12 protein-coding genes and 2 pseudogenes are annotated in these 13128 nt (G+C 73.2%); 4 read left to right on the forward strand and 10 right to left on the reverse strand.

Annotation, left to right across the window (positions count from 1 at the left end; translation table 11 throughout):
* Nucleotides 1-14: 14 nt before the first annotated feature.
* The 3 genes and pseudogenes from rpsO to DA06_RS07115 all read left to right on the forward strand — a co-directional run.
* A complete protein-coding gene (rpsO, locus tag DA06_RS07105) occupies nucleotides 15-284 on the forward strand; it encodes a 30S ribosomal protein S15 (RefSeq protein ID WP_043498625.1) in 270 nt (89 codons plus the stop codon).
* 220 nt (nucleotides 285-504) lie between these two features.
* Nucleotides 505-2919 carry a polyribonucleotide nucleotidyltransferase gene (locus DA06_RS07110; RefSeq protein WP_418607262.1) on the forward strand — a complete coding sequence of 805 codons (2415 nt, stop codon included), beginning with the start codon at nucleotides 505-507 and terminating at the stop codon, nucleotides 2917-2919.
* Between the two features lie 2 nt (nucleotides 2920-2921).
* Nucleotides 2922-3648: pseudogene (locus DA06_RS07115) on the forward strand (M16 family metallopeptidase); the annotation flags it as partial.
* 57 nt (nucleotides 3649-3705) lie between these two features.
* Here DA06_RS07115 and DA06_RS07120 read toward each other — a convergent pair.
* The 7 genes and pseudogenes from DA06_RS07120 to DA06_RS07150 all read right to left on the reverse strand — a co-directional run.
* Nucleotides 3706-3960, reverse strand: a pseudogene (locus DA06_RS07120) (exodeoxyribonuclease V subunit gamma); the annotation flags it as partial.
* Between the two features lie 127 nt (nucleotides 3961-4087).
* Nucleotides 4088-4843 (reverse strand): ArsR/SmtB family transcription factor, encoded by a 756-nt coding sequence (locus DA06_RS07125; RefSeq protein WP_043498634.1) that lies wholly within the window; start codon nucleotides 4841-4843, stop codon nucleotides 4088-4090.
* A gap of 228 nt (nucleotides 4844-5071) precedes the next feature.
* Nucleotides 5072-5254 carry a hypothetical protein gene (locus DA06_RS07130; RefSeq protein ID WP_043498636.1) on the reverse strand — a complete coding sequence of 61 codons (183 nt, stop codon included), beginning with the start codon at nucleotides 5252-5254 and terminating at the stop codon, nucleotides 5072-5074.
* 155 nt (nucleotides 5255-5409) lie between these two features.
* On the reverse strand, nucleotides 5410-7584 hold the full coding sequence (locus DA06_RS07135) for a DEAD/DEAH box helicase (protein WP_418607895.1): 2175 nt from the start codon (nucleotides 7582-7584) through the stop codon (nucleotides 5410-5412).
* A complete protein-coding gene (locus DA06_RS07140) occupies nucleotides 7499-8800 on the reverse strand; it encodes an SWIM zinc finger family protein (RefSeq protein WP_418607265.1) in 1302 nt (433 codons plus the stop codon). Before DA06_RS07140 ends, DA06_RS07135 begins: the two co-directional genes overlap by 86 nt.
* Before the next feature lie 136 nt (nucleotides 8801-8936).
* Entirely contained in the window at nucleotides 8937-9611 is a 675-nt protein-coding gene (locus DA06_RS07145; RefSeq protein WP_043498644.1) for a hypothetical protein, read from the reverse strand.
* Between the two features lie 79 nt (nucleotides 9612-9690).
* Nucleotides 9691-10587, reverse strand: coding sequence for a universal stress protein (locus DA06_RS07150; RefSeq protein WP_052436469.1), 897 nt, complete (start codon nucleotides 10585-10587; stop codon nucleotides 9691-9693).
* Between the two features lie 232 nt (nucleotides 10588-10819).
* On the opposite strand from DA06_RS07150, the gene DA06_RS07155 reads away from it, so the two are divergent.
* On the forward strand, nucleotides 10820-11413 hold the full coding sequence (locus tag DA06_RS07155) for a dihydrofolate reductase family protein (protein WP_043498647.1): 594 nt from the start codon (nucleotides 10820-10822) through the stop codon (nucleotides 11411-11413).
* A 150-nt stretch (nucleotides 11414-11563) separates the two neighbouring features.
* Here the strand turns inward: DA06_RS07155 and DA06_RS07160 are convergent, their stop codons facing one another.
* From DA06_RS07160 to DA06_RS07170, 3 genes are all read right to left on the reverse strand, one after another.
* Nucleotides 11564-11782, reverse strand: coding sequence for a hypothetical protein (locus DA06_RS07160; protein WP_043498649.1), 219 nt, complete (start codon nucleotides 11780-11782; stop codon nucleotides 11564-11566).
* Between the two features lie 121 nt (nucleotides 11783-11903).
* Nucleotides 11904-12194 (reverse strand): universal stress protein, encoded by a 291-nt coding sequence (locus DA06_RS07165; RefSeq protein ID WP_418607897.1) that lies wholly within the window; start codon nucleotides 12192-12194, stop codon nucleotides 11904-11906.
* A complete protein-coding gene (locus tag DA06_RS07170) occupies nucleotides 12191-12802 on the reverse strand; it encodes a universal stress protein (RefSeq protein WP_052436470.1) in 612 nt (203 codons plus the stop codon). Before DA06_RS07170 ends, DA06_RS07165 begins: the two co-directional genes overlap by 4 nt.
* Nucleotides 12803-13128: the final 326 nt, after the last annotated feature.

Below are 13128 nucleotides of genomic sequence, written 5' to 3' on the forward strand. Positions count from 1 at the left end.
TACCAGGAGAACCTATGGCCCTCGCTGCCGACGTCAAGCAGTCCATCATCGCTGAGTACGCCACCCACGAGGGTGACACCGGTTCGCCGGAGGTCCAGATCGCGCTGCTCAGCCGGCGGATCAAGGACCTCACCGAGCACTTCAAGACCCACAAGCACGACCACCACTCCCGTCGTGGTCTGATGCTCCTCATCGGTCAGCGCAAGCGCCTGCTCGCCTACCTGGCCGCCGAGGACATCGAGCGCTACCGCAGCCTCATCGCGCGGCTCGGCCTGCGCCGCTGATCCACCGACCGGCTCGGACCCACGGGTCCGGGCCGGTCGCGCATGCGCGGCGGTCCGGGCGACCCGGGCCGGCGCGCGGCGACGCAACTGAACAACCAGCACCGCTCCGGGACGGTACGTCCGGTCCTCGGTAGTGGCCTCCGGAACCTGTGAGGGCGTCCGTGGGCCTCGATCGAAGGCCGTCGGCCGACCGGGCGGACGACACGTAAGGAGGGCACCCATGGAGGGTCCCGAGATCACGTCCGCCGAAGCCGTCATCGACAACGGCCCCTACGGCACCCGCACCGTCCGCTTCGAGACCGGGCGCCTGGCCCGCCAGGCCGCCGGCTCCGCCGTCGCCTACCTCGACGACGAGACGATGGTCCTGTCGGCCACCACGGTCGGCAAGCACCCCAAGGACCAGTTCGACTTCTTCCCCCTGACGGTCGACGTCGAGGAGCGCCAGTACGCCGCGGGCAAGATCCCCGGCTCGTTCTTCCGCCGCGAGGGCCGCCCCTCGACCGAGGCGATCCTCGCCTGCCGGCTCATCGACCGCCCGCTGCGCCCCTCCTTCGTCAAGGGCCTGCGCAACGAGGTCCAGATCGTCGAGACGATCCTCGCGATCCACCCCGACGACGCCTACGACGTCCTCGCGATCAACGCGGCGTCGATGTCCACCCAGATCTCCGGCCTGCCGTTCTCCGGCCCCATCGGCGGCGTGCGCATCGCGCTCATCGGCAACCAGTGGGTCGCGTTCCCGCGCTACAGCGAGGTCGAGAAGGCCGTCTTCTCCATGGTCGTCGCGGGCCGCGTCGTCGGCGACGACGTCGCCGTGATGATGGTCGAGGCCGAGGCGACCGACAACGCGTGGACGCTCATCAAGGAGCAGGGCGCCACCACCCCGACCGAGGAGGTCGTGGCCGAGGGCCTCGAGGCGGCCAAGCCGTTCATCAAGGCGCTCGTCGAGGCGCAGCAGCGCCTCGCCGCCGAGACCGCGAAGCCGACGGCGGAGTTCCCGCTCTTCCCGGACTACCAGGACGACGCCTACGCCGCCGTCGAGGAGCAGGTCTCCGCCGACCTCGCCCAGGCGATCACCATCGCGGGCAAGCAGGAGCGCGAGGCGCGCCAGGACGAGATCAAGTCCGCGATGCTCGAGGCGCTCGCCGAGCGCTTCGCGGGTCGTGAGAAGGAGCTCTCCGCCGCCTACCGTTCCGTCACGAAGAACGCCGTGCGCCAGCGCGTCCTGACCGAGGGCGTGCGCATGGACGGCCGTGGCCTGCGCGACATCCGCACGCTCTCCGCCGAGGTCGAGGTCCTGCCCCGCGTGCACGGCTCCGCCCTGTTCGAGCGCGGCGAGACCCAGATCATGGGCGTCACCACGCTGAACATGCTGCGCATGGAGCAGCAGCTCGACACCCTCAGCCCGGTGACGCGCAAGCGCTACATGCACAACTACAACTTCCCGCCGTACTCGACCGGTGAGACCGGCCGCGTGGGCTCGCCCAAGCGCCGCGAGATCGGCCACGGCGCCCTCGCCGAGCGCGCGCTCGTGCCCGTCCTGCCCACCCGCGAGGAGTTCCCCTACGCGATCCGGCAGGTCTCCGAGGCTCTCGGCTCCAACGGGTCCACCTCCATGGGGTCCGTCTGCGCCTCGACGCTGTCGCTGCTCAACGCCGGCGTGCCGCTGCGCGCGCCCGTCGCGGGCATCGCGATGGGCCTGATGAGCGACGAGGTCAAGAACGAGGCCGGCGAGCCCGAGGTTCGCTACGCGGCGCTGACCGACATCCTCGGCGCCGAGGACGCCTACGGCGACATGGACTTCAAGGTCGCCGGCACCCGCGAGTTCGTCACCGCCATCCAGCTCGACACCAAGCTCGACGGCATCCCGGCCTCGGTGCTGGCCGGCGCGCTCACGCAGGCCCGTGACGCGCGCCTGTACATCCTCGACGTCATGAACGAGGCCATCGACACCCCGGACGAGATGGCCCCGACCGCCCCGCGCGTCATCACCGTCAAGGTCCCCGTGGACAAGATCGGCGAGGTCATCGGCCCCAAGGGCAAGATGATCAACCAGATCCAGGAGGACACCGGCGCCGACATCTCCATCGAGGACGACGGCACCGTCTACATCGGCGCCACGGACGGCCCCTCCGCCGAGGCGGCCCGCCAGGCCGTCAACGCCATCGCCAACCCGCAGATGCCCGAGGTGGGCGAGCGCTTCGTGGGCACGGTCGTCAAGACCACGTCCTTCGGTGCGTTCGTCTCGCTGACCCCGGGCAAGGACGGTCTGCTGCACATCTCGCAGATCCGTCGCCTCGTGGGCGGCAGGCGCGTCGAGAACGTCGAGGACGTCCTCTCCGTGGGGCAGAAGGTCCAGGTCGAGCTCGCCGAGATCGACCCGCGCGGCAAGCTCTCCCTGCACGCCGTCGTCGAGGGCGAGGAGAACGGTGAGGCGGCCGAGGACCACGGCGAGGGCTCCGACGAGCGTCCCGCCCGCGAGGAGCGTCCCGCCCGCGAGGAGCGTCCCGCCCGCGACGAGCGTCGGGGCGGACGTGACGGTGGTCGCCGTCGTGAGCGCACCCGCACCCGCCACTCCGGCGAGGAGAAGGCGGAGCGCGAGCCCGCCGAGACCGGCGCCGGCGAGGCCGACGCCTGAGGATGCCTCATCCGCTGATTCTGGGCCCGGCCGCGGCGCCGGGCACCGAGATCCGCACCGAGCAGGACGGCAGCGTCATCCGGCGCTCCGTCCTGCCCGGCGGCATCCGGGTGCTGACCGAGGAGATGCCCGGCCAGCGCTCGACCGCCGTCGGGGCGTGGGTGGCCGTCGGCTCGCGGGACGAGACCGACGGCCACCACGGCTCCACCCACTTCCTCGAGCACCTGCTGTTCAAGGGCACGCCGACCCGGTCCGCGCTCGACATCGCCGAGGCGTTCGACGCCGTCGGCGGTGAGGCGAACGCGGCTACCGGCAAGGAGCACACGGCGTACTACGCGCGGGTGCTCGACGTCGACCTGCCGATGGCCGTCGACGTGATCCTCGACATGGTCACCTCCTCCCTGCTGGACCCCGCCGAGCTCGAGACCGAGCGCGGCGTGATCCTCGAGGAGCTGGCGATGAACGACGACGACCCCCGTCGACGTCGCGCACGAGCGCTTCTCCCTCGCGGTGCTCGGCGACCACCCGCTCGGCCGCCCGATCGGCGGCACCGCCGACACCATCCGCGCGGTGCCCAGGGAGGCGGTCCTGCGGCACTACCGCCGCACGTACGTCCCCTCCGAGCTGGTCGTCACCGCGGCCGGCAGCGTCGACCACGACGTGCTGTGCGAGCAGGTTCTCGCCGCGGTGCGCCGCGGCGGCTGGACGCTCGAGCCCGACGCGCAGCCGGACGACCTCGAGCAGCGGCCACGTGAGGCGCTCGGGCTGCCAGGGGTCGTCGCCGGGCACGCCTGCCAGGGCCGCCAGCACGTCGGTGACGAGCCGGGCGGGCAAGCCGAAGCTGACGTTCGCGCAGATCCCGGGTTCGCCGTCGGCCGCACCGAGGTGGTGGGAGAGCCGCTGGGCCAGCCACCGCTCGACGCCGCGCGTGGGGACGGCGACGACGTCGGGCGTGAACGGGTCCTCGGGCGGGTCCGCGAGCAGGGCGGCGAGCGGCGGGACGAGCGCGTCGGCGCGCTCGGAACGGTGCAGGTGCAGCACGGGCGTCCTCCCCCGGGTGGTCTGCCGCCACTCTATGACGCCCCACCGACACGGCCCGAGGAAGGGGACCGGGACGTGCGCGAACCGCCTGCGGCCGGCACGGGCGGCCGGGCCGCACCGGGTCCGTTCAGGCGTACATCAGCGAGCCCGGCGTGGTGAGCGTCGTCCCGGTCTCGAGCCACGTCTTCAGCCCGGAGAGGATCATCGGCCAGCCGCCGTAGAGCTCCTCGCTCGCGCCCTCGCGCATCTGGTCGTGGGTGACCGTGAGGCGGCAGGAGTCCTGCACCGGCTCGATCTCCCAGGTCACCCGCGAGACGCCCTCGGCCGCGGCCGCGTCGCTCCACAGCGCGTGCATCGTGTGCACCAGGCGGCGGCCCGGGTCCACCTCGAGCACCTCGCCCTCGGTGAGGACGAGCCCGTCGCCGCCCGGGTGCCCGAGCGTCACCGGCGAGCCGACCGTCCAGTCCGAGACGACGCGCGCGCCGAACTGGTACTTCGACCGGGTCTCGCCGTCCGTGATCGCCTCCCAGAGGCGCTCGGGGGTGGTGCGGATGTAGATCTCGAAAATCTTCTCCATGGGAGTCTCCAGCGTGCTCTTGAGCCCGCTGAGCGTCGCTGCCCAGGGCTCGGCGTACTTGCTCACCCACCTGTCGTGGATGAGTCGGATGGGTACCGGGTTGAGGAAGTGGAGCTTCTCGCGGCCTCGCCGTCGGACGACGACGAGGCCCGCCTCCTCGAGCTGCTTCAGGTGCTTGGCCACACCGAAGCGGGACATGGTGAAGTGCTGTTCGAGCGCGGTCAGGGACTGCCCGTCCCGGCGGAAGAGCTCGTCGAGGAGCTGCCGACGCGTGGGGTCGGCCAGGGCCTTGAAGACCTCGTCCACAGCACCATTATGTGACCGTATGGTCACGTGTCAAGGGTGCCGGATCTCTGCGCCTGCGGCGCGCGGCCTGACGCCCCGTGGAGACCTCTAGCGGGAAACGTTCGCTGCCCACGGACGGGTGGACGTCTCGTGGAAGACCTGACGGGCGGAGAAGCTGACGTGCCTCGCGGAGGAGCTGACGTCTCGCGGAGGAGTTGACGTCTCGCGAGATGCGCGCGGGGCTTTCGGTCAGGCCTCGACGCGGTGGCCGTACCGGCCGAGGACCAGCAGGCGGCGGAAGGACTCCGACATGTCGTCCCACGGCATCATCTGCGGGGCGCCGTCGCGGTGACGCTCCTCTTCCCACTCGAGCCACATCAGGTACGCCGCCTCGGCGTACGTGAGCGCGGACTGGTCGGTGGTGGTGGCCATCGCCGCCGGCCTCCTCGGGGGTCGTGCCGGGCGTCCTCGCCCGGGCGTGCTCGCAACCTTCTGTACGACACTCCCCCATATGTGCCGAAGACCCACAGTAGGGGACGTTTCCGCCCCGAATCAAACACGGCACCCGGCGCGGCGCCGTCCGGCGGCTACACCGCCAGCAGCTCCCGGATGTCCGCGGCGCTCAGCGGCGCGGACAGCGCGCCCCCCTCGTCGACGACCTTGTCGAAGAGGTCGCGCTTGCGGGCCTGGAGGGCCAGGACCTTCTCCTCGATCGTGTCCTCGGCGACCAGCCGGTAGACCATGACGTGCTTGTCCTGCCCGATGCGGTGCGTGCGGTCCACGGCCTGCGCCTCGGCGGCCGGGTTCCACCACGGGTCGAGCACGAAGCAGTAGTCGGCCTCGGTGAGGTTCAGCCCGAACCCGCCGGCCTTGAGGCTGATGAGGAACACCGGCGCGTCACCGGCCTTGAACTCCGCGACCCGCCGGGCCCGGTTGCGCGTGCTCCCGTCCAGGTAGCTGTAGCCGATGCCCTCGGCGTCGAGCCGGTCGCGCACCGTGCCGAGGAAGCTGGTGAATTGGCTGAACACCAGCGCCCGGTGGCCGCCGGCGACGACCTCCTCGAGCTGCTCGAGGAACACGTCAAGCTTGGAGGAGGGCACCTTGGCGTACTGCTCGTCCACCAGGGAGGCGTCCAGGCTGAGCTGGCGCAGCAGGGTGAGCGACCGCAGGATCGTGAACCGGTTCTTCTCCACGTCGTCGAGCAGGCTGAGCACCTTGCGCCGCTCGCGCTGCAGATGGGTGTCGTAGACCTTGCGGTGCCGCGGGTTGAGCTGGACGTGCAGCACCTGCTCCTGCTTGGGCGGCAGGTCGGTGGCCACCTGTTCCTTGGTGCGACGGCGGATGAACGGCCGGATGCGCCGTCGGAGCATCTCGAGAAGCTCGGGCCGGGTGCCGCGCTCGATCGGCTTGCGGTACAGCTCGCCGAAGACCTTCGGGTCGGGGAACATCCCCGGCGCCGCGATGGAGAGCAGCGACCACAGGTCCATGAGGCTGTTCTCCAGCGGGGTGCCGGTGATCGCGAGCTTGAACGGCGTCCGCAGCCGTCGCGCGCACTGGTAGGTCTTGGCCTGGTGGTTCTTGACGAACTGCGCCTCGTCGAGGACGAGGCCGCTCCACTCGAGCCCGCGGTAGGCGGCCTCGTCGATCCGGAAGAGGGCGTAGGAGGACACCACGAGGTCCGCGCCCGCGACGTCGTCCGCGAGCTTGCGGCCGGACTTCTTCTCGGTCTCGGTGACGGCGACGACGCGCAGGTCCGGCGCGAACCGGCGTGCCTCCTCGGCCCACCCCGCGACCACCGACGTGGGCGCGACCACGAGCGCGGGCGCCGCGAGGGTGCCCGTCTCCTTGGCGCGCAGCAGGGTCGCGAGCGTCTGCACGGTCTTGCCCAGACCCATGTCGTCGGCCAGGATCCCGCCCAGCCCGGCGTCCCACAGATAGCTCAGCCAGCGGAAACCCTCGAGCTGGTAGGGGCGCAGGGTGGCCCGGAGCCCGGCGGGCGCGGCCGGCGGGTCGGCCCCCTCGCCGCCGAGCAGCCGGTCGACCGAGCGGACCCACCGCTCGCTCTGCTCCTCGACGACGCCGAGCGCGGCGAGCTCGTCCCAGAGCCCGGCGTGGTAGCTGGTCAGCCGGATACTGCCGGGCGGGCGGTCCTGCAGCTGACTGGCCTCGTCGATGAGCCGGCGCAGCTGGTCGAGCTCCGGGCGGTCGAGACCGAAGTACGTGCCCGACGGCAGGATCAGGTGGTGATCCCTGCGGGCGAGGGCGACGAAGAGGCTCTCGAAGGGGACGTGCTCGCCGTCGATCTCGACGGTGACGCCGAGATCGAACCAGTCGCCCTCGGCGGAGTCGGTGGCGGAGAGCCGGATGACCGGCGCGGAGTCCGAGCGGCGGTACCCGACCGGCTCGCCGAGGGCGTCGACCTCGACTCCCTGCTCGACCAGCCGGGGCAGCGACTCCTCGACGAAGACCGCGGCGTCCAGGCCGCTGATCCGTGCGCTCGGGGCGGGGCCGACGAGGCCGGGGCCCGCGTGCAGCGGAGCCGGCAGGGTGAGCTCACGCAGCAGCCGCTGCTCGGCCGAGCGGTCGCGCCCTGGCCCCCGGCCCGCGTCCAGCGGCACCCGCCGGGTGGCGCCGCCGACGTCGTACAGGAACGCCCACTCGAGGTAGAGATGGTGGTCAGGCTCGTACGTCAGTGTCAGCCCGAGCCGCGGAGCGGCCACGGTGGGCAGCTCGACGGACCCGTCGGACGAGCGCACCGTCACGAGGCGGCGCAGCGTCGGGTAGTACTCGCCGAGGAAGCGGTCGACGTCCTCCTCCGGCACCTCCAGCACGCCCGCCGCGAGCAGGTTGGACGCCTTGGTCGTCAGCGGCCGCTCGAGCGGGGCCAGGACGAGGCCGACGGCGGAGCCGCCTGCTGCGGCGTCGTCCTTCGTGGTCCCGGAGGCCGGCCCGCCTCGGCCGCCCGCGCCGTTCCCACCGCTTCGGTAGCGGTGGGGCGCCCGGTCGAGGACCACACCGTGAGCGGGACGGCGACCAGCGCGACGGCGGCCGGGTCCGAGTCCGTGGGCCCGCCGAGGACGCCGGGCCCCGCCGCAGCGGCCGACGGCCCTGCGCCCGGTGGGGCGATCTGGTGACCAGGGACGTCGACGACCGGGACGGCCACGACTCCGCCGTCGTCCCGCCGCGAGAGCTCGAGGGAAACCGTTGCCGGGGCGTCCGCGAGGACGACGCGCCGTCGGACGGCCGCGCGAGGACGAGCGGCACGCCGGCGTCCACCGCGGCGCGCAGGAGCGGCCACACGGCGGGGCCGAACTCGTCGAGGTGCACGGCGGTGTCGTTGTAGGAGTAGGCGGAGGGCTGGTGCGCCATCCAGATCGCGTGCAGCGCCTCCCGGTGCGCCTCGACGCGGCCGTGGGCGCCCCAGCGGAAGGACAGGTCCCGCCAGCCGATGCCGGTGCGGACCCACGGGCTCTTCTTTCCCGGGACCACGGGGCGGAGCCGGAGGCGCAGGGTCGCGGGCTCCCCCCGCCAGCCGGGCTCGACGACCGGCTCGAGCTGGAGCCCGATGGGGACGTCGCCGCCGTCGGTGCGCTCGTCCTCGACGACGTCCGCGAGGAGACGCTCCCACGGGCGAGCCGTGCGGCTCAGGGGCGTGAGCTCGTCACGCGCGGCGACGAGCACGGCGGCGACGTGCTTGCAGTCCACCGCCACGGGGCAGGTGCAGCGGCCGGTGCTCAGCCGGGCGCCGTGGGCGTCGCCGACCTGCACGAGGGTCTGGTACGGATGGGCGTCCGTGCCCTGGACCTCGGCGTACAGGACCCGGCGCTCGGGGTCCGACGTCAGCCAGCTGACCTTGCCCGACCGGGCGTAGCCGATGCCGCGGGCGAACGCCTGCGGGCCGACCGCGAGCAGGATCTGGTCCTCACCCGGCAGGTCGGGCCAGGTGCGGAGCGTCGCGAGGGCGGGACGTCGGGCCACGTCCCCAGCGTAGGGTGGCCCGCCGACATCGACCGGTGCCGGGTTCACACCCCGCCACGGCGCCGGGGGCGCCGGGTGCGCCGGGTGCGCCGGGTGTCATGAGCCAGGATCGACCGGATGCTGACGCTCTCGTCGGTCATCTGGACGGCCCTTCCCTCAGCTGCGCGAGCGTGCCGAAGGTCAGCCGCGCGGCGGGGCGTCCCCGCCCGGAGCGCACCCGAGACGCGACCTCCTCCTCGTCACGGTGCGTGCACGCGTGGACCTCTGCGGTCACCGGTCCGGCGAGCGCGTCCGCGGCGAGGCCGGGCCGGGCGAGCAGGAGGGTGGCACCGGTCGGGACGATGCCGGTGCCGAGCACCCGGACCCGGGTGACGCCGCCGAGACGCTCGGAGCTCTCCAGCGCGGCGGGCACGGGCTTCCCGCCGCGGTCCGGCCGGACCCAGACCGTCGGCGCGCCCGGCCCGGCGGGGGCAGCCGAGGTTGCGGCCGCCGTCGCCGCCGTCGCCGCTAGCTCGGCGATCTGCCGGAGGCGCCGGTCCTCCGACGGGTGGTGCCGGGGCGGGGAGCCGTCGGCGTCGCCGTCGACGGCGTAGAGCAGCACCTCGGCGTGGACTGCTCCGCCCTGCTCTGCCGCCCATCTCGAGACCGCGTAGCCGTACCGGGCGGCGGCGTCGTCGCGGTACCGGACGAAGGTGCTGACGCCGTCGTCCGTCAGGGGCGCGACGGACTCGACCTCGACGTGGTCGAGGTGCGGCCCGCCCCCGTGCAGGGTGAAGCGGTGGGTGAAGGTCAGGTCGCGGACCGCGGTCACGGGGGAATCGTGCCAGGGGCGTCCGGTCGGTGGCCACCGCCAGTCGTCGCAAGGACTCTCCCGGACCCGCCGCGCGCTCTCAGCCGGTCCCCTCGACCACCGGCTGGTGGAAGACCCGGACGACGGCGACCACCGGTGCGCGGTGGAGCACCCCGCGGCTGACGGAGCCGAGCAGGACGCTGGCCAGCCCGCCGTGCCCGCGGCTGCCGACGACGACGAGGCTGTCCGCGCCGGCGGCCTCGACGATCGCGTCGACGGGGTGGGCGCTGGAGATGCGGAGCTCGAACGGGATGTCGTGCTCGGCGGCGATCCCGTCGACGACCTCGTGCAGGCGCTTCTCGGCCTCCTCGACGTGCCGGGTGAACGCCTCCATCGCCGCCTCCCCGTACTCGACCCGGAACGGGAGCTCCCGGCTGACCGCCACCACCGTGACGCCGCAGCCGCGGCGCCGCGCCTCCTCGAACGCGAAGGTCAACGTCTCGCGCGGCGGGTCCTCCGGGTCCGCGCCGACGACCACCGGCCCGGGCAGGTCGGTCACCTGCTGGCGCACGACGATCACCGGCCCGTGGGCGTGCGCGGCGACCTTCTGGGAGACCGAGCCGAGCAGCGGCCCGGTGAACCTCCCGCGGCCGCGTGCGCCGACCACCACCACCGACGCCCGCCTGGACGCCTCGACGAGCACGACGGAGGGGCGGCCCAGCGCGGCCTCGCCGGACACGGCCAGCCCGGGGTGCGCCTCACGTACGCGGTCGACCTGCCCCTGGACCATCCGGTGGCCCGGCCGCAGCATCTCCTCGGCGGAGATCGGCTCGTAGCCCTCGGTCAGCGCGGGCCACTCGTACGCGTACACCAGGTGCAGCCGTGCGCCGCGACGTTCCGCCTCCTCCGCGGCCCAGTCCACGGCACGCACCGATCTGTCCGACCCGTCGACACCGACGACGACAGCGCCGGAGGGAACCTGCAGTCCCGTAGCCATCTCGCACCTCCGCACCGGGCGAACGCACCTCCACCGGCCGGAGGGCGGCCACGTCGCGGCCCACCGGTGCACCTCCATGGTCCCAGGAACGGCATTTGCCGGCAGTGGTTTGGCCCGCCGTCGTCCTGGGAGGCGCGACGCACGCCCCACCTCACGGACACCCGGCCGGGGACGCGGCACACTGTGGCCACAGGGTCGCCGCCCGCGGCCCCAGACGATGGCGAGGCCGCCCGTGGGGAAGATCGTCCTGTCCATCTCCGTGTCCCTGGACGGGTACTTCGAGGGGCCCGACCGCGAGATCGACTGGCACCTGGTGGACGAGGAGGTGCACCAGCACTTCAACGACCGGCTGAGCGAGGCGAGTGCCTTTCTCGAGGGCCGCGTCACCTACGAGCTCATGGCCGGCTACTGGCCGCACGCCGGGAAGGACCCGGCCGCCACGCCCGTCGAGAAGGAGTTCGCGAAGATCTGGACGGACATGCCGAAGATCGCCTTCTCCCGCACCCTCGACGAGCACGCCCGGTGGAACACGGTGGTGTGGCGCGACGTCGACCGGGAGCAGATCGAGGCGCTCAAGGAACGCACCGACGGCGATCTCGTCGTGGGCGGGCCGAACCTCGCCGCGTCCTTCGCGGCCCTCGACCTCATCGACGAGTACCGCATCTACGTCCACCCGGTGCTGATCGGCCGGGGCCGCCCCCTCTTCCCGACGACGGACGAGCGGACGCCGCTGCGCCTCACCGGCACGCACACGTTCGGCAACGGGGTGGTCCAGCTGCGCTACGAGCCGGTCCGGGCGGGCGGCGGGTCGACCGACGAGGGCTGACGGCTCCCTGCGGCAGCCCCCGGCGGCGCTGCGGATCCGTCCGGTTCCGGCCTCGGCCGGGTGGCCGCGCGGTCAACGGTGAGGATTCGGTGCCCCTGCGGCATCAGATCCTCACCGTTGTGCCCGTGGCCGAGCCGTGCCCCGGCCCGGCTACCGGGCGACCCGCCCCTGCGAGTAGTAGAGCACCGGGCCGACGAAGTTGATGGCGATGACCGCCGCCCACTTCGCCTTGCTGCCCCGGACGAGCTCCGGCTCCCGCACCGCAAGATCGGTCCACGCGGAGACGGCCAGGGAGACCTGCACGGAGGCCAACGCCAGCAGAGCCGCCCGCTGGCGCCCGCTCAGGTCGCTCCACCGCTTCTTCTCCATCGCTCCTCCTCCGTCCGGCCCTTGCTCCGGCCACAGCCCTGCTCCGCGCACCGTCTTGCCTCCACGGTCGCGCTCCCCCACAGGTCCGCGCCTGGGGCCAACGTCCCCGGCAGCACGGCGCCTACTGGTGCGCGTCGGACTCCGACGGCGCTACCCGCACGACCGCCACCGCCACGGCGCGGTGCAGCACTCCGCGGCTGACCGATCCGAGCAGCAGGCTGGCGAGCCCGCCGTGCCCCCGGCTGCCGACGACGACGAGGCTGTCCGTGCCCGCCTCCTCCACGATGGCGTCGGCCGGGTGGGAGGTGCTCTCGGTGATCTCGACGTCGACGCCCGGGAAGCCGGACGCGACCTCGTCCACCACCTGGCGCAGGCGCTCGTGCGCGGCCTCGAGCTGGCGGGCGAGCTTCAGCGCGCGGAGTCAGGGGCCTGGGCGCCGCCGGCGAACCGGCGTCCCGCGCCCTTGACCACGGTCACGCCGACGTCGCGCCGCCGCGCCTCCTCGAACGCGAACCGGAGCACCTCGGTGGACGGGTCGAGCGGGTCCGCGCCGACCACGACCGGGCCGGGCAGCTTGCCCACCTGCTCGCGCACCACCATCACCGGCCCGTGCGCGTGAGCGGCGACCTTCTGCGAGACCGAGCCCAGCAGCGGACCGGTGAAGCGGCCCAGCCCGCGCGCCCCGACGACGACGACCGCCGCTTCCTTCGACGCCTCGACGAGCACCACGGCGGGGTGGGAGACGATCATCTGCCCCGTGGCGGCGAGCCCCGGATGGTTCGCCGCGACGGTCTTCACCTGCTCCGTCAGCAGCCGGTCGGCGCCGGCACGGAGGTCGGGGGTGACGCCGGGGTCGTACCCCTCCGTCACGGCCGGCCACTCGAAGACGTAGAGCAGGTGGAGCGGCGCCCCCCGCCGCTCGGCCTCGCCGGCGGCCCAGTCGGCCGCATGCGCGGACCGCTGGGAACCGTCGACACCGGCCACGACGGCGCCGTCCGGGACCTGCAGCTCCTCGCTCATGGCCGCCCTTCCTCGCGCGTAGTCCTCATCGTGGCAGGAAACCGACGGCCGGGGGGGACGGGATCGCGGCAGCTCGACCGCGCCGGCACGGCAGGGGCGCGGACATGCCTGACCTCCCCGCGTATGGCGATACCGCGCTGCCCCGGTCCGCGGTGGCACCCCGCCCCCGGGCGCGGAGCGGCACCCTGGGGTCCCGGAGCGGCACCCGGGACGTCAGGTCTGGAACGGCGCCCCCCGTTCGGTCCTGAGCAGCACCCCCGCCCCTCGGGTCTCCCCCGCGCCGTCGAGCCGTGCGGCGTCGGCGACCGGCGGGCGCGTGCGTCAAC

The sequence above is a fragment of the Georgenia sp. SUBG003 genome (assembly GCF_000715355.2).
GTDB lineage: Bacteria > Actinomycetota > Actinomycetes > Actinomycetales > Actinomycetaceae > Georgenia.